The 24,591-nt window shown below is 60.8% G+C and carries 25 protein-coding genes and 1 tRNA gene; 14 read left to right on the forward strand and 12 right to left on the reverse strand.

Annotated elements, in window-relative coordinates; genetic code table 11:
* The first annotated feature begins 2 nt into the window (after positions 1-2).
* Entirely contained in the window at positions 3-704 is a 702-nt protein-coding gene (locus NQF87_RS05620; protein WP_266127445.1) for an HAD family hydrolase, read from the forward strand.
* 75 nt (positions 705-779) lie between these two features.
* The gene (gene hemJ / locus NQF87_RS05625) at positions 780-1,226 is read left to right on the forward strand and encodes a protoporphyrinogen oxidase HemJ (RefSeq protein ID WP_266127446.1); all 447 of its coding nucleotides are present in this window, start codon (positions 780-782) and stop codon (positions 1,224-1,226) included.
* A 134-nt stretch (positions 1,227-1,360) separates the two neighbouring features.
* Here the strand turns inward: hemJ and NQF87_RS05630 are convergent, their stop codons facing one another.
* Both NQF87_RS05630 and NQF87_RS05635 read right to left on the reverse strand, forming a co-directional pair.
* Complete coding sequence (locus tag NQF87_RS05630) at positions 1,361-1,552, reverse strand: DUF805 domain-containing protein (protein ID WP_266127447.1); 192 nt, start codon at positions 1,550-1,552, stop codon at positions 1,361-1,363.
* A gap of 97 nt (positions 1,553-1,649) precedes the next feature.
* The gene (locus NQF87_RS05635) at positions 1,650-2,237 is read right to left on the reverse strand and encodes a DedA family protein (RefSeq protein ID WP_266127448.1); all 588 of its coding nucleotides are present in this window, start codon (positions 2,235-2,237) and stop codon (positions 1,650-1,652) included.
* Between the two features lie 223 nt (positions 2,238-2,460).
* Here NQF87_RS05635 and NQF87_RS05640 point away from each other — a divergent pair, with 223 nt between their 5' ends.
* Positions 2,461-4,428, forward strand: coding sequence for a S9 family peptidase (locus NQF87_RS05640; protein WP_266127449.1), 1,968 nt, complete (start codon positions 2,461-2,463; stop codon positions 4,426-4,428).
* Here NQF87_RS05640 and NQF87_RS05645 read toward each other — a convergent pair.
* Positions 4,425-5,861 (reverse strand): MATE family efflux transporter, encoded by a 1,437-nt coding sequence (locus NQF87_RS05645; RefSeq protein ID WP_266127450.1) that lies wholly within the window; start codon positions 5,859-5,861, stop codon positions 4,425-4,427. The genes NQF87_RS05640 and NQF87_RS05645 overlap by 4 nt on opposite strands.
* Positions 5,862-6,193: 332 nt before the next feature.
* On the opposite strand from NQF87_RS05645, the gene NQF87_RS05650 reads away from it, so the two are divergent.
* The 8 genes from NQF87_RS05650 (at position 6,194) to htpG (ending at position 14,254) form a co-directional block, all read left to right on the forward strand.
* Positions 6,194-6,598, forward strand: a complete 405-nt coding sequence (locus NQF87_RS05650; protein ID WP_266127451.1) for a hypothetical protein — start codon at positions 6,194-6,196, stop codon at positions 6,596-6,598.
* Positions 6,599-6,660: 62 nt separating this feature from the next.
* Complete coding sequence (locus NQF87_RS05655; RefSeq protein WP_323670713.1) at positions 6,661-8,373, forward strand: copper resistance system multicopper oxidase; 1,713 nt, start codon at positions 6,661-6,663, stop codon at positions 8,371-8,373.
* The gene (locus tag NQF87_RS05660) at positions 8,370-9,344 is read left to right on the forward strand and encodes a copper resistance protein B (RefSeq protein ID WP_323670714.1); all 975 of its coding nucleotides are present in this window, start codon (positions 8,370-8,372) and stop codon (positions 9,342-9,344) included. The genes NQF87_RS05655 and NQF87_RS05660 overlap by 4 nt, the downstream gene beginning before the upstream one ends.
* Positions 9,345-9,602: 258 nt before the next feature.
* Positions 9,603-10,667: a Hint domain-containing protein gene (locus NQF87_RS05665; protein WP_266127452.1), complete on the forward strand. Its 1,065-nt coding sequence runs from the start codon at positions 9,603-9,605 to the stop codon at positions 10,665-10,667.
* Positions 10,648-10,875: a hypothetical protein gene (locus tag NQF87_RS05670; RefSeq protein WP_266127453.1), complete on the forward strand. Its 228-nt coding sequence runs from the start codon at positions 10,648-10,650 to the stop codon at positions 10,873-10,875. The genes NQF87_RS05665 and NQF87_RS05670 overlap by 20 nt, the downstream gene beginning before the upstream one ends.
* A 24-nt stretch (positions 10,876-10,899) precedes the next feature.
* Positions 10,900-11,439, forward strand: a complete 540-nt coding sequence (locus NQF87_RS05675; protein WP_266127454.1) for a hypothetical protein — start codon at positions 10,900-10,902, stop codon at positions 11,437-11,439.
* Positions 11,412-12,209, forward strand: a complete 798-nt coding sequence (locus NQF87_RS05680) for an SDR family NAD(P)-dependent oxidoreductase (RefSeq protein WP_266127455.1) — start codon at positions 11,412-11,414, stop codon at positions 12,207-12,209. The genes NQF87_RS05675 and NQF87_RS05680 overlap by 28 nt, the downstream gene beginning before the upstream one ends.
* Positions 12,210-12,379: 170 nt before the next feature.
* A complete protein-coding gene (gene htpG / locus NQF87_RS05685; RefSeq protein WP_266127456.1) occupies positions 12,380-14,254 on the forward strand; it encodes a molecular chaperone HtpG in 1,875 nt (624 codons plus the stop codon).
* A 77-nt stretch (positions 14,255-14,331) separates the two neighbouring features.
* On the opposite strand, the gene NQF87_RS05690 is transcribed toward htpG, so the two are convergent.
* Together NQF87_RS05690 and NQF87_RS05695 are read right to left on the reverse strand one after the other, a co-directional pair.
* The gene (locus tag NQF87_RS05690) at positions 14,332-14,868 is read right to left on the reverse strand and encodes a DUF892 family protein (protein WP_266127457.1); all 537 of its coding nucleotides are present in this window, start codon (positions 14,866-14,868) and stop codon (positions 14,332-14,334) included.
* Between the two features lie 88 nt (positions 14,869-14,956).
* Positions 14,957-15,943: a bile acid:sodium symporter family protein gene (locus NQF87_RS05695; RefSeq protein ID WP_266127458.1), complete on the reverse strand. Its 987-nt coding sequence runs from the start codon at positions 15,941-15,943 to the stop codon at positions 14,957-14,959.
* 257 nt (positions 15,944-16,200) lie between these two features.
* Here NQF87_RS05695 and NQF87_RS05700 point away from each other — a divergent pair, with 257 nt between their 5' ends.
* Positions 16,201-18,093, forward strand: coding sequence for a glycoside hydrolase family 32 protein (locus NQF87_RS05700; protein WP_266127459.1), 1,893 nt, complete (start codon positions 16,201-16,203; stop codon positions 18,091-18,093).
* Between the two features lie 51 nt (positions 18,094-18,144).
* Here the strand turns inward: NQF87_RS05700 and NQF87_RS05705 are convergent, their stop codons facing one another.
* The 7 genes from NQF87_RS05705 to NQF87_RS05735 form a co-directional block, all read right to left on the reverse strand.
* The gene (locus tag NQF87_RS05705) at positions 18,145-19,008 is read right to left on the reverse strand and encodes an aldo/keto reductase (RefSeq protein WP_266127460.1); all 864 of its coding nucleotides are present in this window, start codon (positions 19,006-19,008) and stop codon (positions 18,145-18,147) included.
* Between the two features lie 173 nt (positions 19,009-19,181).
* Positions 19,182-19,257: transfer RNA gene (locus NQF87_RS05710), tRNA-Phe, on the reverse strand.
* 131 nt (positions 19,258-19,388) lie between these two features.
* Positions 19,389-19,586 (reverse strand): DNA gyrase inhibitor YacG, encoded by a 198-nt coding sequence (locus tag NQF87_RS05715; protein WP_266127461.1) that lies wholly within the window; start codon positions 19,584-19,586, stop codon positions 19,389-19,391.
* Positions 19,583-20,641 carry a ribonuclease E/G gene (locus NQF87_RS05720; RefSeq protein ID WP_266127462.1) on the reverse strand — a complete coding sequence of 353 codons (1,059 nt, stop codon included), beginning with the start codon at positions 20,639-20,641 and terminating at the stop codon, positions 19,583-19,585. The genes NQF87_RS05715 and NQF87_RS05720 overlap by 4 nt, the downstream gene beginning before the upstream one ends.
* Before the next feature lie 5 nt (positions 20,642-20,646).
* On the reverse strand, positions 20,647-21,267 hold the full coding sequence (locus NQF87_RS05725) for a Maf family protein (protein WP_266127463.1): 621 nt from the start codon (positions 21,265-21,267) through the stop codon (positions 20,647-20,649).
* Between the two features lie 32 nt (positions 21,268-21,299).
* Positions 21,300-21,518 (reverse strand): translation initiation factor IF-1, encoded by a 219-nt coding sequence (infA, locus tag NQF87_RS05730; protein ID WP_043559458.1) that lies wholly within the window; start codon positions 21,516-21,518, stop codon positions 21,300-21,302.
* Between the two features lie 119 nt (positions 21,519-21,637).
* Positions 21,638-22,300 (reverse strand): DNA-3-methyladenine glycosylase family protein, encoded by a 663-nt coding sequence (locus tag NQF87_RS05735; protein WP_266127464.1) that lies wholly within the window; start codon positions 22,298-22,300, stop codon positions 21,638-21,640.
* Positions 22,301-22,470: 170 nt separating this feature from the next.
* On the opposite strand from NQF87_RS05735, the gene NQF87_RS05740 reads away from it, so the two are divergent.
* A complete protein-coding gene (locus tag NQF87_RS05740) occupies positions 22,471-23,469 on the forward strand; it encodes an energy transducer TonB (RefSeq protein WP_266127465.1) in 999 nt (332 codons plus the stop codon).
* Between the two features lie 95 nt (positions 23,470-23,564).
* Positions 23,565-24,587, forward strand: a complete 1,023-nt coding sequence (locus tag NQF87_RS05745; protein ID WP_266127466.1) for a hypothetical protein — start codon at positions 23,565-23,567, stop codon at positions 24,585-24,587.
* The last annotated feature ends 4 nt before the right edge of the window (positions 24,588-24,591 follow it).

The raw sequence follows: 24,591 nt of genomic DNA on the forward strand, positions 1-24,591 counted from the left end.
TCATGAAAGATGGAGTGCGGCAGGGCCTGAAGCTGGTCATTTTTGACTGTGATGGCGTGCTGATCGACAGTGAAGGCCCGTCCTGTCGGGCAACGGCGCAGTTTGCTCGGTCGCTGGGCGTGAACATCTCCGATGAAGAAGGGCTGGCCCGTTTTGCGGGCAAGGCCCTGCCGCAGGTGGTCAGGGAGCTGGAAGCGGAGCTTGGCCATCCCCTGCCCCCCGGTACGCATACGAAAATGCGGGATAATCTCGTCAGGCTCATGAAGGAAGGTGTCGCCCCCGTGGAGGGGGCCATTGCTCTGCTTGAGGCTCTGGCAGCGCGGTATGTGCCTGTCCGTGTCGGCTCCAATTCCTCCATGACGGAAATGGAGGCCAAGTTCGGCTGTACCGGAATGGACCGTCTCCTGCCGGAAGAACGCATCCATTCCGCAGCGGATATGGGAAAGCCCAAGCCGGACCCGGCTGTCTATCTGCGTGGTGCCGAAATGGAGGGCGTCAGGCCGGAGGAAACGGTGGTGATCGAGGATAGTGACACCGGGGCTGATGCCGCCCGCCGGGCGGGCATGTCCTGCATCCTGCTGCGTCCGGCCTCTCACCCTATGCCTGCGTTCTGGCCCGTGGAAGGGTTTGTCCGGGTGGAGCATCTTGATGAGGTCATGCTTCTGCTGGACGCTGCCCTAGCTCCAGCTTTTCGGCAGGGATAGCCGCAAGATGGCCACAGGTGGCGTTCATGTCTGATTCTGATGGCTGGATCAGAAAGTACGGAGGGTAACTGGATTATGGCACTGTTTCTGCTGAAGCATCTGAACTGGCTCGTTTCACTGCACATCATGGCATTCGTGTCATGGATGGCGGGACTGTTCTACCTGCCCCGCCTGTTTGTCTACCATACGCAGATAAAGCCCGGTTCCGAGGAAAATACCCGTTTCTGCCTGATGGAACGCCGTCTTCAGAAGCAGATCATGGCGCCGGCCATGATCGTGACCTTTTTTACCGGTGCCCTGATGGCATCCCTGCCAGGGGTGGTGAGCTGGTCTTCCGTCTGGTGGTGGGTCAAGCTTCTTTGCCTGCTGGGCATGTTCATGTTTCACGGAGCCTGTGCCGTCTGGCGTCGTGACTTTGCAGCAGGCCGGAACCAGCGGAGCGAGCGTTTTTACCGCATTGCCAATGAGGTTCCGACCATCCTGATGGTCCTCATCGTCATCATGATCGTGGTGAGGCCATAAAGGGAGGGCAAAGCCCTCCCCATGTTTCAGTGAGCGTATGGGCAGGAGCCGTATCTGTTGTCTTCCGGTTGGCTTTTTAGGCAGGAGAAAATGAAGAGCGGCAGACTGCCCACGATGGTCAGGGACAGGAGAAGCTACCATCCCGACCGTCCTGTATCATGCAGGCGTCTGACGCAGGCAGCGGCGAAGGGCACGAGCACTATCCCGTGAACGATTGACATGAGTACGGCAAAATAGAAGTAGAATGCCGTGTTGATGACAAACGGCATATAGGCGGAGATGACGGTTGCACCGTGGGGTGGGCGTGGCAGGTCAGGGGATGTCATGATGTATCCGGGAGGATTTAATCATGTTCCCCGAAGAAAGCCACATGCTTCTGCATGGTCCGTTATTTCCGGAGTGGAAATGAACGCTGAGACCCGATCAGTGGTGATGTGACCGCTTCTTTCTGGCTTCCCACTGTTTCTCGTCAGCAACAGCCTTTCTGATGAGCGTATGCTCGTGATGGCGGAGAAAGAAGAAGGAGCCGACCAGCAGGGTCACGATGCAGACAGCCAGCCCTATGCCGACCGGGCCGGTGAAACTGTCAATCTGGCTCCCCAGTTCATATGGGACGAAAACGTAGCAGACCCCCCAGAGCAGCCCGCCAAGCGCATTATAGATGGTGAAAGAGACCCACGGCATGCGTGAGGCCCCGGCGAGAATGGCGATCAGGATACGCAGGAAGGCAATGAAACGGCCAAGCAGGACCCCGGCTCCGCCAAAACGGCGGAAGAGGTAACGGCCCAGAGTGAGGCGGTCCTGATGCAGGCCGACCTTGTGGCCATATTTTTCCAGCAGCCGATAGCCAAGCTGATAGCCGATGAGATAGCCGATATTGTCCCCGATGATGGCCCCGCTGACAGCGGAGATGACCAGCCCTTCCGGGGTAAAATGATGCGCATGGGATGAATACAGGGAAGCCAGGATTAGTAGGCTTTCAGCCGGTAGAGGAATTCCTGTACTTTCCAAGACGATGATGGTCCCCAGTATCAAATAGGCATAAAGTGGGGGCAGATGTTCAAGAAAAGTGGAGAGATGCTGTATCAGGGGGAGCTTCCTTTAGAAACGGGCATCATGCCGCACCAGTCCAGTTAGGAAAAACCGGGTTTGTGATGGCCTCTCAGTGTGTTGTCCTGTCAGAATACCGGGGTAGTCTGAAACAAGGCAAGAGCGTTTTTGCAGGAGAGACATCATGACGTCAGCCCTTTCTTCAGGCCAGCTTTCCCGTCCCTGGGTCACGCCGGAGCTGATGACACGCCGGACCCGCAGCTTCGCGGAGATACGGGCCGTGGGGGGCTGGGTCCTCTGGCAGGAGCGGCGTCCTGATGAGCAGGGGCGGTGTGTCGTGGTCGGGCGTGCGCCTGATGGAACCCTGCATGACCTGACACCACCGGAGGCACAGGTGGGGACGGACATGCATGTCTATGGTGGCGGAGCCTGGGCGGCTGAATGTCACGGGCCGGACATGCTTGTGGTGTTCAGTGACAGCAGAAAAGGTGGCCTCTGGCGCAGTTTCAATGGTCGTGAGGCACAGCCGCTCTGTCCTGCCACCGGGCCGGAGGGTGTGACATACCGCTATGCCGACCTTTCTTTGCGTGACGGACGGCTCGTCTGTGTGCGGGAGGTGGAAACAGCCACCGGTGAAGAGCGGGCAGACCTTGTGGAAATTGATGCACAGGGCACTATCCGTTCTCTCCAGAGCGGGGCGGATTTCTACATGTCTCCCCGTCTCTCGCCTGATGGCCGGTTTCTGGCCTTCATCGCGTGGCAGAATCCTCACATGCCGTGGACGGAAACAGGCCTTCACGTGATGGACCTGTCCGGTTCCGGCGAGACGCTCTGCCTCGCTGGGGGAATGGGGCAGGGCTGTAGCGTGATGGGACCATTCTGGGACGGGCAGCGGCTTTATGCGCTGTCTGACGCTGCCCCGGCTGATGCCCTTTCCGGTTATGACCGGCACTGGACGCCCGTTGCCTTCGAGCCTGGGAAAGCGGCGGATTCTGGGACTGTGACATGGAGGGACTGTTCTCTGCCCCCGGCTCCGGCCGAGGTGGGGCTGCCTGCCTGGGTGTTCGGGCAGTCCTGCTGTGCGGCCCTGTCAGGCGGGTGGCTTCTGGCCCGTGCCGTGCGGCATGGCGTGCCTGTGACCCTGCTTCATGAGCCGGAATCCGGCTGGAGGAATGTGCTGGCCGGTGCCGTGCCGGATGATGTCCCCGTACCGCTGGGCGATGGGGAGCGGTTTGCGTGGCTGAACAGCCCGCCCGATGCGCCCCCTGCCCTGATGATCGGTACGCTGGATGGGGCAGCGCAGGAGCGGGAAATCGTCCATCGGGCATGGGAGCTGCCACCAGAGGTCGTTGCGGCGGACATCGCCCTGCCGGAAACACTGTCTTTTCCCGTGGAAGACGGGCCGGGGCCGCTTTGTGCCCAGTTCTACCGTCCGGCACAGGGGCCGCATTGTGAGGCAGTGATGGGGAAACCACCGCTTGTCGTGATCGTTCATGGTGGTCCGACCGGACAGGCCCGGACGGACCTGTCTTTCAAGGTCCAGTGGTGGACATCACGGGGCTTTGCCGTGCTGGATGTCAATTACCGTGGCTCTACCGGCTTCGGCCGGGCGTACCGGGAGGCACTGGATGGACGCTGGGGCGTGCTGGATGTTCAGGACTGCTGTCGGGCCGTTCAGGGTGTGATTGAAAAAGGGCTGGTGGACCCGCAACGCTGCGTCATCCGTGGCAGCAGTGCCGGGGGGCTGACGGTCCTCTCCGCTCTGGCGCAGTCCGATCTGTTCGTGGCGGGAACATCCCTTTATGGCGTGACGGACCTGCGGGGGCTGGCTGAGGAAACGCACCGCTTCGAGGCCCGTTATCTGGATGGCCTTGTCGCTCCGTGGCCGGAGGAAGAGGCGGTCTATCTCGCTCGCTCGCCACTCTCATGGCCGGAGAAGATCACGGCCCCCGTACTGTTCCTGCATGGTGATGCCGACCGTGTCGTGCCGCTCTCTCAGGGGCAGGCGTTACAGAAGCAGCTCCCGGCATCGTCCCTGCATGTCTATCCGGGGGAAGGGCATGGTTTCCGGGATGCAGACGTGATTGCGGATTCCCTTGCCCGGGAGCTGGCTTTCTATCGGGATGTGTTTACCGGCCGGAGGAATGCCTAGCGCATCCTGCCTTTCTGATGGGGAAGGGTCTGGCTGAGGCGGTGAATGACGGTGAGGGCGGCCACAAGGGCCAGAGAGCCGATGAGCGTGACCCCTAGAGCCTGACTGATCATGACCCCTCTGGGGCCATAATGGACGCCAATGGCGATGAAGGGGATGGTCCCCAGCGTTGCCCGTCCCCAGTTGAAGGCGGTGGAATAGAGCGGGTGGCCCAGATTGTTGAAGGCCGTGTTGGAGACAAAGAGCAGCCCGACAAACATGTAGCTGGCCACCGCCCAGTGGCAGAAGAGCCGGACCAGTTCCACTCCCACCCCCTGGACATGGAATATCTGGAGGATCAGCGGCTCACCAAGGGCGAAGATCAGCCAGTCCAGCCCGACACAGAGGGCCGTGAGCTTGAGGGCGGAGAGGAATGTTTCCTTTACCCGATGTGGCTGCCGTGCCCCGAGATTCTGCGCCATGATGGGGCCGACCGAGCCTGTCAGGGCGAAGACGAAGGCAAAGGCCACAGGCACCATGCGGTCCACCACGGCCTGACCGGAGACAGCCTCCAGCCCGAAGCGGGACATGGCATGGGTGACGATGAGATTGCCGATGGGCGTGGCCATGTTGGTGCCGATGGCGGGCAGGGCGATGGAGCCGATGGCCCGGCTGGCATTGGGGATCATGTTCAGGCGGGGGCGTTCCAGCATGTCATGCCCCCGGAGATTGAGGAACCCGCTGAGGGAGATGACGCAGCGTGACAGCACGGTGCTGATGGCGGCTCCTTCCAGCCCCAGATGCAGCCCGAAGATCAGGATGGGGTCCACGATGATCGTGCAGGCTGCTCCCGTCAGGGTCACTCTCATGGCCCTTCGGGCATCACCCACGGCCCGCAGGAGAGAGGAAAGAGCCATGCCGAGGCAGACCAGAGGCAGGGCCGGCGAGGTGATGTAGAGGAAGTGCGTGGCATGATCCAGCGCAGCACCGTGGGCACCAAGCAGGGCAAGGAGGGGGCGGGCCAGAAAGGCGGTGACCAGCCCCAGCAGGCTGGTGACGGCAAGCATGAGGACCAGAAAGGCCGAGGCCTGCCGTCTGGCACGGAAATGGCGGCAGGCACCGATCAGCCGCCCGGTACTGGCCCCCAGCCCGATGGACATGCCGAGCGAGACGGCCACCTGCACAAACCCCAGTGAGGTGGCGAAGGCGATGGCTGCCGTCAGGGTGGGGTCATGCAGATGGGAAATATAGAAGAAATTGAGCAGGTCCACGAAGAAGACGGCCATAAGCCCGATGGCACCCGTCCCGGCCATGGTGATGACATGGCGCATGATGCTGCCATGAACGAACCGTGCCCGTCTGGCTCTCTGCTGTGCGCAGGGCTGGCTTTTCACGCTTGCGGGCGTGATGGGTGTGGAGACCGACGTGAGGGTGGAATCAGGCTTGGGCTGCATGGCCCCTCATTCTGCCCTGTTTGCCAGGGCAGGGCCAGTGCAGAATGAGAGGAAGGTGGCGTGTCTGATATGCCCGTGAGGTCATTCCATTCCGATGAGTTTCCATTTCACCTGGTGATAATGGGCACGGGGGTCATAGAGGGCGACATGCAGCTTGTTTTCTTGCGGTCAGATGATAAGAATTGTCTGCGGGAGTAGTGGCGTTCTGTGATTAAGGGTCTCGCTCATGAAAAAACCTCGTTTCATGGTAGGGGAATGGTAAGGAGCTGTCTTCCCAAAGAGGGAGAACCTTCTTAATCTGGTATCCGTTCTGGGAGGAGAAAAGACGTCTCATGTCTGTCCGGCGGTTCTTGCGCATGATGGTGGGGGTGATGCTGTGTCTGATGATGCAGCTGCCGCCTCTTGTCATGCGTGCTGCCCCTGTCAGCGGGATGGATGCATTTTCTTCAGTCCGGTACGTTCATATGTATGAAAACCGGTCCCATGATGAGCTGCTGATGGCGGGCATGGGCATGATGGCGGAAGAGATGTCTCCGGCCCGGGCGAACATGGAAAATGACATGGCACCCTGCTGCCAGAGCCATCATGCGGTCTGTCAGGCCGGTCTGCCACCGGAAGGCCAGAAGCTGGAGTCGGTACAGCTCTGGCAGAAAGCATTCCTTTTTCATGAGGTCCGGCTCTTCCTGCGCTCCTCCACAGTCCAGCCCTGGCGGCCACCGGCCACCCTGCCTGTCTGACCTGTCTTTCTGCTGCCTCTGATGAGGTAGCATTCCATGTCACGTCTTTCAGGGACATTTTCATGTCACGTCATTTCATGCTGCGCCGCCAGTTCCTGACGGGTCTGGGGGCGGCAGGCTCCGTCATGGCCCTGCCGGGATCAGGCCGGGCCGTCTCCACCACAGTCGAATCTCTCCCGCCTCTGGAGATGGAGCTGCACATAACCCGCCGGAAGGTCCATGTTGCAGGGCGCAGAGGTGAGGGGTACTGCGTCAACGGCCAGATGCCCGGCCCGGTCCTGCGCTGGCAGGAAGGGCGGGAGGTCCGCATTCATGTCCATAATCATATGGATGAACCGACATCCCTGCACTGGCACGGCATCCGCCTGCCGAGTGACCAGGATGGCGTACCGGGACTGAGTTTTGCCGGGATTCCGGCCGGGGGGCAGTTCACCTATTCTTTCCCGGTCCTTCAGAGCGGAACATACTGGTATCACAGCCATATGGGGCATCAGGAATCAGCCGGTCTCTATGGTGCCCTGATCATCGAGCCTGCTGGTCCGTCTCTGCTGCCGGAGGCTGGTCAGGACCATACGATTCTGCTGTCGGACTGGTCTGACGTGTCGGCAGAGCAGATTGTCGACAATCTCAAGATGCAGGATGACTATTACAATTTCCGCCAGCGCAGTCTTGCGTCCCTGCCGGAAGAAAGCCGCAGGGCCGGTGGTCTGGGGGCGGCCCTGAAGAGCCGTCTGCAATGGTCCCACATGAGGATGAGTGCCACGGATATCTCCGATGTCAGTGGCGTGCTTTATACCTATCTCATGAATGGTGAGGCCCCTGCCCGGGGCTGGAGCGGACTGTTCCGTCCGGGAGAACGGGTCTGTCTGCGTGTCATCAATGCGGCAGCCATGACACTGTTTGACGTGCGTGTACCAGGGCTGGAGATGCAGGTGGTAGAGGCGGACGGGAATCCTGTCGTGCCCGTGCCGGTTGATGAGTTCCGCATTGGTCCGGGTGAGACCTATGTCGTGATGGTGACACCGCAGAAGGCGCAGCCTTACACGATTTTTGCCCAGAGCGAGGACCGCACCGGCTATGCCCGGGGTACGCTGATGCCACGATATGGTCTGCTGGGCGATGTTCCGCCGATGGATCCCCGGCCCGTGCGGGGCATGGTGGATATGGGCATGGCCATGTCCATGAAAGCAGGCATGAGGCCCATGAAAGGCATGGTGATGCCTCCCGTCATAAAACGCGCGCCAGCCGATGAAATTGATGATCCCGGCCCGCCTCCCCTGAATGTGGAGAATCAGAATGTGGCGGCCAGCCCGGTGGACCGTGTCAGCAGCCCGGGCGATGGTCTGGAAGACACAGGCCGCCGTGTTCTGGCGTATAGTGACCTCGTGGCCCTGCGGCCTCCACCGGATCAGCGTCCGCCTTCACGGGAGATCATCCTGCATCTTACGGGGAATATGGAGCGGTACATATGGGGCTTCAATGGCCGGAAATATTCCGAGTCCGGGCCAATCCATCTGGTCCGTGGTGAGCGGGTCCGTTTCACGGTCATCAATGATACGATGATGGAACATCCCCTTCATCTGCACGGCCTGTGGAGCGAGCTGGAGAATGGGGCTGATGACCAGCATCGGCCCCTGAAACATACGGTCATTTCGCAGCCCGGTTCCCGCATGAGTGTGCTGGTGACGGCGGATGCACCGGGCGTGTGGGCTTATCACTGCCATCTCATGTATCACATGCAGACGGGCATGTTCCGGGAGGTGGTGATCTCATGAAAACAGGAGATACGCTGTTTCCGGTTCTGCTGGTGTGCCTTCTTGCCGCGCCGGTGCAGGCCATGGACGGGATGGACATGGCCCGTTCCACATCTGATGAAGGGAAAACCAGTCATGGCATGAGTGGAATGACCATGTTGGATATGGGCGACATGGTCATGTCAGATTCAGATATGGAAGGCATGGACATGCCGGGCATGACCCGGCCCCACCCGGCTGCGCCGAAAGTAAGGCCTTCCGGAAAGCCGTCATCGGGGACGAAAAAGCCCCGCATCGTCCACAAGGCTGTGGATGCACCTGCTCCCGTGGTGGATATTGGCCATCATATGCACGCTATGGACATGGGCCGCTGGTTTCATGGTGTGCTGGACGAATTTGAAGGCCGGTATCAGGCAGGCGGCAAGTCGTCGCTCCGCTGGGATGGCGAGGCCTGGTATGGTGGGGATTACAACCGTCTCTGGCTGAAAAGTGAGGGCACCATGACAAAGGGCAGGGTTCATGATGGGGACCAGGAACTGCTCTACAGTCGGGCGATCTCCACATACTTCAATTTTCAGGGGGGTGTCCGGCTGGATCTGGACAGCCGCCGGACCCGTGCCTGGGGTGCTGTCGGTGTGGAAGGTCTGGCCCTGTACCAGTTTGAGGTACAGGCAACGGGCTATTTCAGTGACCGTGGCGTGGCGGCACGGTTTGAAGGGTCTTACGACATTTTGCTGACCAACAGGCTGATCCTTCAGCCTCAGGTGGAGCTGAACCTTTACAGTCGGGCCGATCCGAGGCGGCAGATCGGGTCGGGGCTGGCGGACATCGATACCGGGTTGCGGCTGCGCTACGAAATCTGGCGCAAGATGGCTCCTTATGTCGCCGTGACATATGATTCACCCCTGACACAGGGGCGGCACATGGTCCGGAAACGGGGTGAGAGAGCGAGTGAAGCCCGGTTCACCTTTGGTATCCGCAGCTGGTTCTGATGATGGGTGACAGGCCCTGTTTCGCATGGGAGAGCAGTCCTTTCGTGAGGAACAGGGCCATTTTTCTGGCGGAAAAATGCGTCTTTATTAGATCAATGATGTCAAAATAAAGACAATTATGACAATAATAGGAATATCTATTTCACATACACCTATTTTCTATCAGAAAATTCCTTTGTAAAAATCCGTATTAAATTTGCCTTAACCAAAATGACCTAAGCCATGTCCCGTTTTCATAATGGCTGACGGGATATATACATGGCCATAGCATTAATCAGGGTGGAAGCCGGCACAGCCACTATCTACGGTAGTGGCCCATTGCCCAGCCTTCTGGATGTTGGCGGGCTTTCATCCATCGTGGTGACCCGGACACAGGGCACGCCAGCGGGTGACCCTGTGCAGGTGGATCTATCTTCTTTCATAGGGCAGCTGCGGGGAGACTGTTCCATTACCGTAAAGGGTGGGGCAACGGTTTATGTCGGCGGCGGGCTGGTCAATCTGGGGCTGGGGAATGCGCTGACCCTGGATGGCGGTCGGCTTGTCATCCGGTCCAGCCTGCTGAGTGCGTCCGCAGTGTCGTCCATCACGGTGGGGCCGAATGCCGGGGAGCTGCGGATAGAGCCACAGGGTTTTGGCGTGCGGCTTGATGTACCCGTCAATTTTGTGGACGAACAGGGCCGGGCAACGACCAGGATTCCTCCCAATTTTGTCATGGACTTTCCGAATACGCAGTTTGTCGGGGCTGTCTATGATCTGACCACCAACCGGACGACCATTGGTGACGGGGTGGATGCTCTGGGGATCGTGAGCATCGGGCGGACGACGACGCTCAAGGGTGACCCGTTCAATCTGCGGGCCAATGGAAAGCCGCAGAAGGACTTCTGGGGGAACATCACGGGTTATGGGTACAATTTCACCAGAAACAATGGCCATGATGACGGGCGGGGCGGTGTCATAACCTGTTATCTGCCCGGCAGTCTGGTCCGGACGGATACGGGGGCCGTACCGGTGGAGACGCTGGCAGTGGGGGATTCAGTGCCTGTTTTTACGGTGGATGGCCAATCACGGGGGCTTCGGCAGGTGACATGGGTCGGGCAGGGGCATGTCACCGTCCAGCCTGAACTGCCGGATGATGAGGCTGGCTGGCCTGTATGCATCCGCCAGAATGCGCTGGCGGACAATGTGCCCTGCCGGGACATGCTGGTGACGTCCGAGCACTGTCTTCTGCTGGACGGGCATTTCATTCCGGTCCGGATGCTGGTCAACGGGTCGTCCATTTTCTACGACCGGAGCCATGCTGAATATGATTACTGGCATTTTTGAAGTCGAGCCTCATGCCATCGTTGAGGTGGATGGTGCCCTGACGGAAAGCTATCTGGATACGGGGAACCGTCATGGTTTCGTGTTTCAGGCGGGCCGGTGGGCTGACCGTGGCAGCCGCTGCTGGGAGCGGGATGCGGCGGCCCCGCTGGGAGTCCAACGGGGGCTGGTGGAGCCGGTATATCGTGCGCTTCAGGAACGTTCCGGGTAGGGAACATATGAAGAGAAAGAGCTGGTGACTGACCCTGACCTGACCGTGACGTGTCTCTCAGGGCAGGACCTCCCATTGGTCTGGAAGACGGGACAGCGTTACCTGTTCCGTCTGACAGACGGGTGTGATGAGGTGCTGCTTTCCTCCCGTGTCAGCCGCCCCTGTGACGTGATCGGCCCCTTTGTGGATGACAGACGCTGGCTTGGGGTGCCGGTCGGCCGTGTGCAGCTGTTCTGGGGTGATGGCACACGGGAGGACGTGACGGGATTCCTCTCCGCACCACGGGAGGATGGATGGGACGTGCAGGAGGCTTCCCCCAGCCGCTTTTCCTCTCCATCGAGCTGCTGGCGGGTGGACCTTACCTCTGTGACGCTGATCCTGCTGCTGATGAGGGCAGGGTCAGGCTGGAAAGCGGCATGGTCTGAGCTTGTGATCCCGGACGGGCATGGTGGACAAGCCATGCCTGTCTGGCCATATCAGGAAGGTGATGGCCATTCAGGTCATGGCATGATGGTATGTGAGGGAGGAGCTGGATCATGGCACAGGGCAGAACCGTACTGGTGACGGGTGGAACGTCCGGCATCGGGTTGGCGATTGCGGAAACATTCGCACGGGCAGGGGATAATCTCATCCTGCTGGGCAGCAGTCCGGAGCGTGATTATACGAAGGCCATTCAGACCGTGGAGGCGGCAGGCCGTGAAGCGGGCCATGATGTGCGTGTCTGTGCTCACGGTGTGAACATCACGGATTTTGCCGCCGTAAAGACGGCGATGAAGACCATCAGTGAAAAGGCAGGATCGCTGGACGTGCTGGTCCATTCCGCAGGGGTGTTCTTTGGCACGCCTATCACGGACGAAACGCCTGATGCGTTCGACAGGATGATGACCATAAACGTCAACGGCATGTGGCACGTCGTGCAGGCGGCCCTGCCTTTCATCCGGCGCAGGGAAGGTGATGTGGCGGGTGGGAAGATCGTGGCGATTTCCTCCATTTCCGGGTTTTTCGGGTTTGCGGGTTATGCCGGCTATGCGGCCAGCAAGGCGGCCGTGACGTCTCTGGTCCGCACTCTGGCACTGGAGCTTGGGCCGCTGGGCATCAACATCAATGCCGTGGAGCCGGGGCGTGTGAAGACGTCCATGCATGATGCGCTGATCAATGATCCCACAAAGGCGGAGGCCCTGAAGGCCGTGGCGGAGGCCAACCCCAGCAAGCGGAGCTTCTCATCGCCGGAAGATATTGCTGCCGTGGTGCAGTTTCTTGCCAGTCCGGGGGCCGTGGCCCTGCATGGAGCTGCCATCGTGGTGGATGAGGGGACATCACTCGGCCTCGTCTGACGGTTTCCGGCTCTCATGATGATTGTGAATGGCCTCTTCCTGTCTGGTTAACAGCTTGAAAGCGGGAAGGGCCTCTCCCATATCTGCACCATCTTTCGGCGGCGGGGCAGGATGGCCGCAGAAGATGAAGCCTGTATGGAGCCTGCCATTTTGGAGGAGAGCAACGCATCATGAGTGATGGCAAGAACGCAGCGGAGATGAAGCAGCACAGTTTCAGTGCCGAGGTCGGGCAGCTGCTCGACCTGGTCGTTCATTCTCTTTATTCCGACCGGGAAATCTTTCTGCGTGAGCTGGTCGCCAATGCGGCTGATGCCATGGACAAACGCCGTTTCGAGGCCCTGACCAGCCCGGCCCTGTCCCTGCCGGAAACGCCGTCCATCCATATTTCCACCGATAAAGATGCCAAAACGATCACGCTTTCCGATGACGGGCTGGGCATGAGTCCGGAAGAGCTGACTCAGAATCTCGGCACGATCGCCCGGTCCGGCACCAAGGCGTTTGGTGAGAAGCTGAGCAGTGCCAAACCGGAAGAGCGTCCGAACCTGATCGGTCAGTTCGGTGTGGGCTTCTATTCCGCTTTCATGGTGGCGGACAAGGTGGATGTCGTGTCCCGTCGTGCCGGTGAGGATGTGGCCGCCCGCTGGGTCTCCGAAGGCAAAGGCTCCTACAGCCTCGGCCCAGCCGAGCGTGACCGGCCGGGGACGGACATCGTCCTGCATATGAAGGAGGATGCCGAGGAATTCATTGATCCGTGGCGTCTGCGGAGCATCATCCGCAAATGGGCTGATCACATCGCCTGGCCTGTTGTGCTGCATGAGCCGGATGAGGACGGCAAGGAAAAGGAAGAGACCATCAATGAGGGCAAGGCCCTCTGGCTGCGTCCGAAATCCGAGATCACGTCCGAGGAATATACCGAGTTCTACCGTCATGTAGCCCGTGCGTTTGATGAGCCTTACGCCACGCTGCACTGGAAGGCTGAAGGCACGGTTGAATTTGCGTCTCTGCTGTTCCTCCCCGGTGCCCGTCCGTTCGACTTCATGGAGCAGAGCAGCCGTGAGAGCCGCCTGCATCTGCATGTGAAGCGCATGTTCATCACGGATGAAGCCAACCTGGTGCCGAACTGGCTGCGTTTCGTGCAGGGTGTGGTTGATACGGATGACCTGCCGCTGAACGTCTCCCGAGAGATGCTCCAGTCCACGCCGGTTCTGGCCCGCATCCGCAAGGCCGTGACCAAACGTGTCATCAGCGAGATCAAGAAGCGGGCACAGGAAGGTGGTGAGGCTTTCACCGGCTTCTGGAACAATTTCGGCCTCGTCATCAAGGAAGGTCTCTGGGAAGATTCCGAACACCGGCAGGAAATTGCCGAGTTCTCCCGCTTCCACTCCACACATGATGATGAGCTGACCACGCTGGATGATTATATCAGCCGCATGAAGCCGGAGCAGGAGACCATCTATTATCTGGCCGGGGACAATCTGAACGCCCTGAAGGCGTCCGCCCAGCTGGAAGGTTTCCGTGCCCGTGGTCTGGAAGTTCTGCTGCTCTCCGATGCCGTGGACAGCTTCTGGCCGGACCGTCTCCATTCCTACAAGGACAAGACGTTCCGCTCAGTGGCGCAGGCTCATGGTGACCTTGAGAAGTTCGCTCCGGAGACCGAGGAAGAAGGCGAAGCCGCTGATGTGGAGAAGCTGGCCCCTGCCCTGAAGGAGGCCCTTGGTGACGCCGTGAAGGATGTCCGCAGCACCGTGCGTCTGACAGGCAGTGCCGTGGTAATGACAAGCGAGGGGGGACCCGACCTGGCCATGCAGCGTCTCATGCGCCGTTCCGGGCAGGAGATGCCAGCCCTGCCGCCGGTGCTGGAGATCAATCCCCGTCATCCGCTCATCCGTGCGCTGGCAGAGCGTGTGGAAAAGGGCGAGAGCGTCAGTGAACATGCCCGCATCCTTCTGGACCTTGCCCGTGTCCAGGAAGGCGAGGCTCTGCCGGACCCCAGCGGCTTTGCCCGTACTCTCGCAGGCCTGCTCGCCGGGACCGTGGAGAAATAAGATCAGACCAGGTGTCTGATGGAATAGAAGGGGCTGCACATGGGAATGTGCAGCCCTTTTTCATTGGTGGGTGGGGTTTACGGTTCGTCCGTCAGTAGCGCAGGCAGGACTTCCTTGAGGCTGCGGGAGGCATTCTTGCTGTTCTGGCGCAGTTCCGTGAGGATGGTGGCGTCCTCCGTCAGGGAGAGTTTTTCTGCCAGCAGCAGGAGCAGGGCGAGGGAGGTGCGCAGGCGGGCAATGTAGCCTGCAATGTCCAGCATGACGCCCAGAAGGTGGGCGGGAACATCTCCTGAAGGAAAACAGGTCACGACCGTATCCAGCAGGCCGGACAGCGTGTCAGACCCGTTGCGGGGTTTCTCCCCATGCGTGCGCAGGAGATGGGCGATCTGCCGTTCCTGCTCACGGTTCTGGTCCAAGATGGTGGTGATCCAGTGCTGGAGAGGAAGAGGCGCAGCCGGACGGCTGAGCAGTTCCAGCAGGCTTTCCCGCAGCGTGCCCGTCAGGACGAGATGGGCGTGCAGCCGTTCCAGATAGGTGGGGCGTATCGAGGATGGTTCAGCAGGATGACGTGACACGTCTTTCTCCAGTGCGGGAGGGGAAGAGGGGCACGTCACGGGTGCCCTGTCCTCTGGGACGGGGCAAGCCTAGCCCGCCTGACGGCTCTGCGGAACAGGGAGGGAACGGTTTTGCTGCATGGCAGCCTTACCGTGAAGGCGAAGCTTCAGCATCAGGCCGCCCGGCATAATGGCGGGCGATGACGGTGCAGACGAAAAGCTGGAGCTGGTGGTAGATCATCAGCGGCAGGACGATGATTCCGGCGGAGCCGGGGAAGATGACGCTGGCCATGGTCACGCCGGATGTCAGGGCTTTCTTGGAGCCACAGAACTGCAATGTGATGTCATCTTCAATCGTCTGTTTCATCAGCCTGCCCAGCAGGTAGGTGATGCCCAGTGCCAGAGCGAGCAGCAGCGCATCAGCAATTCCGACTCTGACAAGCAGGAGAACGGGAATGCGATGCCAAAGGCCCTGAAGGACTGCCGTGCTGAAGGCGGAATAGACCAGCACGATGATTGAGCCACGGTCGCTACAGGAGATGAGAAATTTGTGACGGTGGACGACAGGCCCCAGCCAACGCTGGACGCACTGCCCCAGAATGAAGGGCAGGAGCAGTTCTTCCGCCACGTTGAGGATGGTCTGGAGGCCGGAGCCGCCGCTTCCGCCATGGTCAAAGAAAAGACCACTGAGCAGGGGGGTGATGAGAATGCCCAGAATGTTCGAGACCGTGGCGGCACAGATGGCTGCCGGCACGTTGCCCCGTGCCATGGAGGTCAGGGCGATGGAAGACTGTATGGTGGAGGGCAGACAGCAGAGGAACAGCATCCCTGCCCAGAGGTCCGGCCCCAGAAATCCGGAGGAGGACAGGAGATGGGCCAACCCGTACAGGCCTGCCCCCAGCAGGGGGAAGACGGCAAATGTGACGAGAAGCGTGCAGCCCTGTAACCGCCAGTTCCTGACACTGTCGATCAGTGCCCTGCGTTGCAGCTTGGCCCCCTGAAAGAAGAACATCAGCATGATGAGCAGTGTCGTCAGGCGGGAGAGCCACGGCTGCCAGGCCAGTGGGCAGGGCAGGAACGATGCCAGAAGAACCGCACCGATCAGGCACATCAGGAAAGGGTCGGGGCGTCTCATAAATGATGATCCCTGCGGCTGGAGCAACATGGCGATGGAAAGGCCATTCCGTCAGGAGATGGCCGGTGCAGAGGGAACGGTAAAGCAGAAGCTCCCTGCTGCCAATGAGTGAAGCGGCAGGATGGTGATACAGAATCAGTATAAAACATTTTTTATAATTAATGGTAAACAGCTTGCAAAACAGGACCGGATAGGGGCATTTTTCCGGCGACCTGAAATCGGGTCATCTTCATCAGAGTGCAGGGAGGGGGCGGATTATGACCGTCAATCGGCGTATGGTTCTGGGATCATTTCTGGCAGCAGGTGCGCTTCTGGGTGGCCGTGCCCGTGCCGCGGCTGCTCAGGGTGGGAGTGCGCCAGCGCAGCCCAACAATGCCCATGCGGAGCCAGGGAATGCGGCAGCGGCAGCCCCCCAGCCCGTACATGAGACGCTGGCAGACAAGCAGTATCGTCCGAACATTCATTTCTCCCCGCCAACAGGGTTCATGAATGACCCGAACGGGCTGATTTTTGATGGGCACTACTACCATCTCTACTATCAGTATAACCCCTTTGGCCCCTACGCAGGGCATGTGCATTGGGGCCATGCTGTCAGTACGGACCTCTATACATGGCAGGACCTGCCCATTGCGATCCGTGAGACGGAAGCCGGGGAAGCCTATAGTGGCTGCGCCGTGCTGGACAGGGACAACCGTTCCGGCCTGTTTCCGCCCCGTACGCAGGAGAAACCACAGCCGGGGTCTGTCGAGACAGCCGCCCAGAAAGCCGCCCAGCTTTTCCCGTCTTTGCCGGAAGATGAGCAGGAGCGGCGTTCGGTGGACAGGCAGGCACAGGGTCTGCTGGATGAAACCAGCACGAATACGGGTCTTCTGAAGCAGCTGAATGACCATCCCGTTTCCCGTGACCAGTCTCCTGTCCCCATGGCACCGGCCCTGCCGCCGATGGCGGGTGGCCTCGTGGCCATTTACACCCGGGCAACGCCCCAGCGTCAGACACAGTATGTGGCGTGGAGTCCTGATGGCGGGCTGACACTGAAGGATTATGAAGGCAACCCGGTGCTGGATATCGGGCACAATTCCTTCCGTGATCCCAAGGTGATCTGGCACGCTCCGACTGAAAAATGGGTCATGGTCGTAGTGCGCTCCCGTGAGCACAAGGTCTCCTTTTACGGATCATTCGACCTGAAGCACTGGATGCATCTGAGTGATTTCGGCCCATCCGGCATTACCGGTGTGGATTATGAATGTCCGGCTCTGGCCGAGGTGGAGGTGGAAGGGGAAACGCCCGGTGAAAAACGCTGGGTCCTGTTTGTGTCCATCAATCCAGGCGGGCCGCAGGGGGGCAGCATCACGCAGTATTTTGTCGGACAGTTTGATGGTGAGCGTTTCACGCCCGATGACACGATCGTGGACCTGACGGATTTCGGCAAGGACAGCTACGCTCTCCAGACTTATGAGAACATGCCGGGGAACCAGACGGTGTATGTCGCTTGGCTGGATAACTGGCAGTACTGTGAAGAGCTGCCCAACAAGAGCTGGCGCGGCATCATGACCATCCCCCGCAAGGTCGTGCTGCGGCGTGACACGTCAGGCTGGCTGCGGATTGCCCAGAATCCCTACAGGCTGGAGGCTCTGCGTCAGCCCGCCATCCCGTTTGCCCTGTCCCGTCTGGAACCACAGAGCAGCCGTCAGGTTGCCCTGCCAACCGGGGAGGCGGTGGAACTGCTGCTTGACGTGTCGCTGGAAGACCGTTCCAGCAATCTCCCCGATGGAGATCAGGGGCGGGCCGGACGTTTCGTGGTGGTTTTCTCCAACCGTCAGGGGGAAAGCCTGAGCATCGGCTTTGATGGTTTCTCCTGCCAGCTCTGGCTGGACAGAAGCAACCTGCACGGCTTCAGCCATCCCTTCTTCACGGGGACATTCTCGTCAGCCCTCGTACCGGGCAGCCGGCGTGTCAGCCTGCGGATCGTGCTGGATGCCTGCACGCTGGAAGTCTTCGCCAATGAAGGCATGTCCGTCGGCACGGCCCTGATCTACCCGGCCAACCCTCTGGAAACGCTGAGTCTTCAGGTCACCAACGCTGCGGCGGTGATCCATAAAGTGGCCCTCTATCCCCTGCGGCAGACGGTGGACCGCATGGAACAGGGGTGATCCGCTCCCCTGAGGTTCCGTCCCGGATTTGTCCGGGGCGGCCCTTTTCCGTCAGATGACGGCCAGCGCATCCTTGCAGCTTGGTGGCGGGAAGGCCTCATCAAGGGCCGCCAGATCATCCTGCGTGAGCCGGATTTCCTGAGCGACGATGTTGATGGTCTGATGATGGGGCGTGGCCGCCTTGGGAATGGCGATCATGTTCCGGCGGCGCAGCACCCAGGCCAGTGCGATCTGTGCCGGGGTGGCATGGCCGAGGCTGGTTCTGTGCTCACGGGCAATGGCCCGCAGGACGGGGTGGTGCAGCAGGTCACCTCCCTGGCCGATCGGGCAATAGGCCATGTTGGTGATATGCGCCCGCTCATCCCGTGGCAGAAGATCATACTCCGTGCCCCGATATTCTAGGCTGTACAGAATCTGGTTGACGAGTGGATAGGCCCCCAGTTCTGCCAGCTCGTCCATGTCGGCCGTATCGAAGTTGGAAACGCCCCAGTCCCTGATGAGGCCCCGTTCCCTCAGTGTCTCGAACGCATAGAGCGTTTCATTGAAGGGAATGGAACTGCGCCAGTGCAGCAGATAGAGGTCCAGATACTCCGTGCCGAGATGTTTCAGTGAGCGTTCACAGGCTGTCAGCATGTCCCTGTAGGACGCATGCTGGGGCAGGACCTTGCTGATGAGAAAGGCCTGATCCCGCCGCCCCCGCAGGGCCTCGCCGATCACGCTCTCCGAGCGGCCATGACCGTACATTTCCGCCGTATCAATGATTCTGAGGCCCGCATCTAGTCCGATCTGGAGGCTGCGGATTTCATGTGCCCGCTGGGCGGGATCATCGCCCATGCGCCACGTCCCCATGCCGAGGGCTGGAAGAGTGATGCCATTTCTGAGCGTAACAGTGGGGTGGTGGGAGGCTGCCGTCATGATGATACCCTTCCTTCGCACAAGAGGGTGGACTCGACTTTACTTCAGAAGAGTAAGTCCGCTCATGGCAGAGGGGAAGATATTTTATATGAAGGCTCCCTTACCGTCTGTCAGAACGTGACAGCATGGCACATCATGCGATGGCGAGCCGGTCAGTTTTTCGGGAAGCGAAATGGTGCCCAAGGGCGGGATCGAACCACCGACACTGCGATTTTCAGTCGCATGCTCTACCAACTGAGCTACTTGGGCACCGGGCCACGGCGACAGGGCCACCCGGCTATGGAGAGGGGTTTACCCTATGCCGGGTGGGTGATCAACCCTCTTTGCAGAAGAAAATGCACGGACCCGCTCCCTGATTCAGCAGGGCATGAGGGCGGGTCTCATGGCCTGTGGCGGGAGGCCTCTTCTGCCAGGCGTGCGGCTTCGGCTTCCAGCTCTTCCGGGTCATTATCCTGTCGCAGGGAAGGCACACGGTACTCCCCCTTGAACCAGCGGCCAAGGTCCACATCGGCGCAATGCCGGGAGCAGAAAGGACGGAAGGCCGTGACGGTGGGTTTCTGACAGATCGGGCAGCTCATGAAAGACTCCAGCAGGATGATGGAGAAACAGGATGGCTGTGAAGGGTAAGGCGTTGACCCGTGGCATGGAAGAGGTCTTCCAGTGCCACGGGGTCGGCTTCCAGTGCCCTGATGATGGCGGGGGGAGCGTGGAGCTGGTTGCCTTTCAGCCCTTCACTGACGATGCGCTGGAGAAGGACCAGCCCCTGCCCGTGGGGGGAGCTGTACAGTTCATGCAGCGGTGCCCGGTGGCGGGGTCGGGTCATTTCCAGCAGGCCGCTGGGCGTGATGCCGGTGATGCGGGGCTGGAGCGGGTCCTGTTCCCTGTCAGCCGCCTTGCGGAGGAAAGGGACAAGAGCGGGCCGCTTGCTGCTGCGGACTCCCGCCGGGTCGATTAGAAGGGTGCCGGAGAGATTGCGGAGCCTGATTTCCCGCAGCAGCGGGCCAAAACAGGCCAGATTGGCAGCGAAGTCCGGGTTCTGGTGGGCGTCCAGATCAATGGCCGTCAGGGCATGGGTGGGGGTGATGTGGGCGATCAGCGGCCCGACTGACGCATCAGGGCTGGTAAGGGCTGCCCAGTCTGCTTCCAGCACGTCATTAAAGCTGCGGCTGACCCGTTTCAGACGGGAATGCAGGGAAGCGGGCAGGCGGGCCGCCAGTGCGGCATCATCAACGATCAGGGGGCAGTCGTCAGGGGCCTGCCTGAGGATGTCGTCCAGTGGCGTGGGACCGGGCGTGATGAGACGTGGCGCAGTCCCGGCCTCCACACCATCCGGGACAGGAAGGGCACGCAGGCGCAGCCCTTTCCCATTCTGGGCCGAACGTGTCACCTGGGCGCAGACAAGACTGCCTTCAGCAGGCAGTTTCCGGCCTTTCATGAACCCCGTCTCCGTGGGGCCAGTCAGCCCCACGAACGCACCGCCCAGATGGGGGGCATGGGCCGTGATGCGGACGACATGCACGTCACCCCAGCCATCCGGGGCACCGGGCCGCCAGAGGGTGACATCCAGCAGCGTATCATCCTTCAGCAGGGCGATGCGGATTTCTCCCGGCGCACTGGCAAGGCGGATTTCCATGAGGGTCAGGGCAGCCAGTGCTGTCCGGCGGGCAGGGGCTGACCCCGGAGCAGCTGGGCCGTCTCGAACAGAGGGAGGCCGATTACGCCGGAGGGGCTGCCTCCCACCTGCCGGATGAAGGCTGCCGCCTGCCCCTGCAGTCCATAGCCTCCCGCCTTGCCGTGCCAGTCTCCACCGTCAATGAGGGCATCAATCTGCCGGGTGGTCAGACGGTTGAACGTGACATGGCTTTCCACCACACGTTCACAGCACCGGCCTTTGGTCCATTGTTCTGTGGGCTGGCAGACAATGGCGGTAATGACCCTGTGGCGGCGGCCGGAGAGCAGCATGAGGCAGCGTCGGGCCGTGTCGGCATCTTCCGCCTTGGGCAGGATGCGCCGCCCCGCAGCCACGACCGTATCCGCCCCGATGATGAGTGCAGGTCTGTCATGGGAGGCGGCAACATGGGCGGCCTTGGAGCGGGCCATCCGCAGGGCGTAAGGGCGGGGCAGTTCGTCCTTCCGTGGCGTTTCATCCAGGTCCGCCGGGCAGATGGCGTCCGGCTCCACCCCGATCTGGCGGAGCAGCGCAATGCGGCGGGGCGAGGCGGAGGCCAGGATGAGAGCGGGCCGGGAGGAATCAGCCATGAGGGGGGATATGGTCCTGTCTTCCGGAAGTGTTATTTGAAGCGGAAGGTGATGCGACCCTTGCTGAGGTCATAGGGGGTCATTTCGACATTGACCCGGTCACCAGCCAGCACACGGATGCGGTTCTTGCGCATTTTGCCGCTCGTGTGGGCAAGGATGGTGTGTTCGTTATCGAGCGTGACGCGGAACATGGCGTTGGGCAGAAGTTCAGTCACCGTGCCGGTAAACTCGATCAGGTCTTCTTTAGGCATGAATGTCCCTTGCAGGAAGTGGGTAAAAATTGTGCGGGCCACGCGACCAGCCTCGGGAGAGGGCTGGCTGCGTAGCCCAGTCATAACGGCGCATTATGTGCGGGGAGAGGGGGAGGACGTCAAGGTTTTTTGCTGGATGGAGCGGGATCGGGCAGGAGGGCTTTTGCCTGCCAGCAGTACCATGTCAGGGTGGAGCGGTGGGGGCTGAAGGAGGCCGTGGCCTCCCGCAGCTGACGGGGCGTGGGGCGGAGGGGCAGTTTTTTCAGTCTCTTCCAGCCTTCCTGCACGCCGAGGTCTCCGGCTGGCAGGACATCCGGCCTGCCGAGATGGAAGATGAGCAGCATCTCGACCGTCCATTGTCCCACGCCACGCAGGGAGGTCAGCTGCCTTATCAGCGTGGCGTCATCAAGCTGGCGGGCTTCGGTAGGGCTGGGGACAACTCCTTCAAGGCGGCCCCGGGCGATGGCCCGCAGGCTGGCAATCTTGGCCGCAGAAAGGCCGCAACGGCGCAACGTGTCATCCTCCAGAGCCAGGAGTTCCTGCGGGGCGGGCGGAGGGCCGTTTTCGTTGCGGTCTGCTCCGAGGGCGCAGAGCCGCCTGAATATGGTTCTGGCAGCAGCATTGTGGAGCTGCTGGCCGGTCACGGCCTTGATGAGCGAGGCATAAGGGGTCTGCGTCTGACTGTCGGGCGTGATCTGTTCAGGCAGGCGGCAGGGACCGGCAATGGCGATGAATGCCGCCAGATTGGCGTCCTGAGTGAAGCAGGGTGGCAGGGAGAACATGAAACGAACCTCGGCTATGGAATGAGGCGGGGAAGGGAAAAGGCAGTTACAGAAAAGTAAGTGGTGAGAAGGTTTCCGGTGATGACAACATGGCCCTTTCTGGGGCACAAGGGAGGGGTCATGACCCTTACCATTCTGCGCCCCTCTTTCAGCCAGCGGGTTTCCTGCCCGTGACACTGCCGGACAATGCCCCTGATCCACGGCGTCGGGAGCGTCTGGGTGATTACGCAGCCCCGGTGGCCGGGTTGCGGACGGAGGCACGCACGCCCATGCGGCGTACGCAGGTCCTGGTGGACCCGCCTCTTATCGGGCCGCTGTTTCTGGCTGCCAGTGTTCATGGCATCGCTCTCTGGATCATGCTCCAGACCAGTGCCGCCGTGCATGGGACACCCAATGGCACGCAGCAGCCTCAGGTGGAGATGGTGTTTGATGCGCCGCCCGTCAGACACAGCATGCAGGGGCCGCCAACGCATGAGGTAGGGGGGGCCACCAGTGCCCCGGCCCCCACCACACCGGAGGAGGCCACGCCTGCCCCGCTGGAACCGACCCCGCACACGCCTTCCTCACCACAGATGACGCCTTCACCGACCGGAGAGCTGACCAATGCGGAAATGTCGGAGAAGCCGATTTCCAGGGCAGCTCCCCGTCGGCCACATCGGAGCCGTGCGACGCCGACACACCAGCATGTGACCCGCCAGAGTGAGACGAACCCGTTTGCCCATCCGATGGACCTGTCCTTTGACGGGGAGCCTGCGCCCCATCCCCGCAAACGGGGGCGGCGTGGTGGCACACGGGGGCCGGTCGATTTCTCTCTCGGGCCGCTCAGCCTGAATGGGCAGATCAATGCACCGTACAAGACGAGCAGCAGCGTCAGAGGCGTCAGCTCTGATTACGGCAGCGAGATTGACCGCTGGGTGAGGAATCACATGTTCTATCCCGACGAGGCCGTGCAGAATGGGGAGGAAGGCCCCGCCTCCGTCCATGTGGTGATTGACCGGACCGGGAAGGTCATCCGTGTGCGGCTGACGGATTCATCCAATTCCTATGCGCTGGATGCGGCAACGGCGGGGATGTTCCAGGGGGCACAGCTTCCCCCTGTTCCGCCGGACATGCAGGGGGATCATTTTGATCTGGATGTGACGATCCATTACATGCTGATCCGTCATTAGTGGCCCGTGCTGTTCCGTCTTCCTGTGGTCATGGGCAGGAAAGGGCGTTAAGCTGTCAGGCATCGTCTAAATATTGCAGGGAAAGAGGGCTGTTCATGCGCTTCTGTCGTGCGCTGCTGGTATCGGGGCTGTGCGTCCCTCTCCTCGGGCTGGGGGGCTGCCTTCAGGTTTACAGGCCATTTGCCCATAATCCGGGCAGTCAGGCCCAGCATCTTGTGCGGGACAATATCCCTCCCGTGCGGCTGGCTGTTCCTGTCCCCGTACCGGCGAAGGCTCCGTGGCGGGCCGCCACGGCCATGTGGGCACGGGATGTGGTGATTGCTCTGGTGGGCCAGTCCATTCCGGCCGTGGCGAAGGTGCCGGAACCGGGGGACTGGTGGGTGCGTCTGGGGGCTGTCCGGGTGGAAAATGGGGGCATCCGCCCCCGCTATGCGATTGTCGGGCCGGATGGCCGGGTGAAAGCCCGTGGTTTCGGGGCCGTGATTGATGAGGAAGGCTGGCGTAGTGCTGACCCCGAGGCCCTGAATACGGTTGCGCTGCAGATGGCTCCCGAGATTGCCCGTGAGCTGACGGAAATCCAGACACGGATGATGATGGATGACCCGAAGAGCCTCATGCACCGTTCGGCCCGCATCTGTTTTGATGGTGTCACGGGCGCGCCGGGTGATGGCAACAAGTCGCTGGCCGAAGCGTTCTACATGATGCTGCCTGATGGCCGTAACAGCGTACAGACCACGCATGACGGGGCTGATTACATCGTGAAGACGGAAGTCAGCGTCAGACCGTCCCCGGATGCGTCCGCCCCGGATGAGGGGCCGAAGCAGCAGGTCACGATCATCTGGCATGTGCTGACCCCGCAGGGTGTGGAGGCCGGTGCGGCCACGCAGGTGCATGACGTGGCCGCACATTCGCTGGATGGCCCCTGGGCTGACGTGGCCGGTGCCGCTGCGCAGGAAGCTGCCGAGGCCGTGCGGACCATCGTCACCAACTATTCGGGACGGTCACGGAAGGCCGCCATGGCCCAGCCGGACATTGGCGGCAAGGCTTCCAAGGAAAAGGATGGCATGAAGAAGTTTGTATCGGCTCCGGATCAGGAGGGAACAGGCTCCACGAAGTGAGGGG

The organism is Bombella dulcis, from assembly GCF_026385505.1.
Lineage (GTDB): Bacteria > Pseudomonadota > Alphaproteobacteria > Acetobacterales > Acetobacteraceae > Bombella > Bombella dulcis.

Coding starts and splice junctions, on each gene's coding strand:
- NQF87_RS05620 (WP_266127445.1), top strand. CDS start 3: ATGAAAGATGGAGTGCGGCAGGGCCTGAAGCTGGTCATTTTTGACTGT.
- hemJ (WP_266127446.1), top strand. CDS start 780: ATGGCACTGTTTCTGCTGAAGCATCTGAACTGGCTCGTTTCACTGCAC.
- NQF87_RS05630 (WP_266127447.1), bottom strand. CDS start 1,552: ATGACATCCCCTGACCTGCCACGCCCACCCCACGGTGCAACCGTCATC.
- NQF87_RS05640 (WP_266127449.1), top strand. CDS start 2,461: ATGACGTCAGCCCTTTCTTCAGGCCAGCTTTCCCGTCCCTGGGTCACG.
- NQF87_RS05645 (WP_266127450.1), bottom strand. CDS start 5,861: ATGCAGCCCAAGCCTGATTCCACCCTCACGTCGGTCTCCACACCCATC.
- NQF87_RS05650 (WP_266127451.1), top strand. CDS start 6,194: ATGTCTGTCCGGCGGTTCTTGCGCATGATGGTGGGGGTGATGCTGTGT.
- NQF87_RS05655 (WP_323670713.1), top strand. CDS start 6,661: ATGTCACGTCATTTCATGCTGCGCCGCCAGTTCCTGACGGGTCTGGGG.
- NQF87_RS05660 (WP_323670714.1), top strand. CDS start 8,370: ATGAAAACAGGAGATACGCTGTTTCCGGTTCTGCTGGTGTGCCTTCTT.
- NQF87_RS05665 (WP_266127452.1), top strand. CDS start 9,603: ATGGCCATAGCATTAATCAGGGTGGAAGCCGGCACAGCCACTATCTAC.
- NQF87_RS05670 (WP_266127453.1), top strand. CDS start 10,648: ATGATTACTGGCATTTTTGAAGTCGAGCCTCATGCCATCGTTGAGGTG.
- NQF87_RS05680 (WP_266127455.1), top strand. CDS start 11,412: ATGGCACAGGGCAGAACCGTACTGGTGACGGGTGGAACGTCCGGCATC.
- htpG (WP_266127456.1), top strand. CDS start 12,380: ATGAGTGATGGCAAGAACGCAGCGGAGATGAAGCAGCACAGTTTCAGT.
- NQF87_RS05695 (WP_266127458.1), bottom strand. CDS start 15,943: ATGAGACGCCCCGACCCTTTCCTGATGTGCCTGATCGGTGCGGTTCTT.
- NQF87_RS05700 (WP_266127459.1), top strand. CDS start 16,201: ATGACCGTCAATCGGCGTATGGTTCTGGGATCATTTCTGGCAGCAGGT.
- NQF87_RS05705 (WP_266127460.1), bottom strand. CDS start 19,008: ATGACGGCAGCCTCCCACCACCCCACTGTTACGCTCAGAAATGGCATC.
- NQF87_RS05715 (WP_266127461.1), bottom strand. CDS start 19,586: ATGAGCTGCCCGATCTGTCAGAAACCCACCGTCACGGCCTTCCGTCCT.
- NQF87_RS05720 (WP_266127462.1), bottom strand. CDS start 20,641: ATGGAAATCCGCCTTGCCAGTGCGCCGGGAGAAATCCGCATCGCCCTG.
- NQF87_RS05725 (WP_266127463.1), bottom strand. CDS start 21,267: ATGGCTGATTCCTCCCGGCCCGCTCTCATCCTGGCCTCCGCCTCGCCC.
- infA (WP_043559458.1), bottom strand. CDS start 21,518: ATGCCTAAAGAAGACCTGATCGAGTTTACCGGCACGGTGACTGAACTT.
- NQF87_RS05735 (WP_266127464.1), bottom strand. CDS start 22,300: ATGTTCTCCCTGCCACCCTGCTTCACTCAGGACGCCAATCTGGCGGCA.
- NQF87_RS05745 (WP_266127466.1), top strand. CDS start 23,565: ATGCGCTTCTGTCGTGCGCTGCTGGTATCGGGGCTGTGCGTCCCTCTC.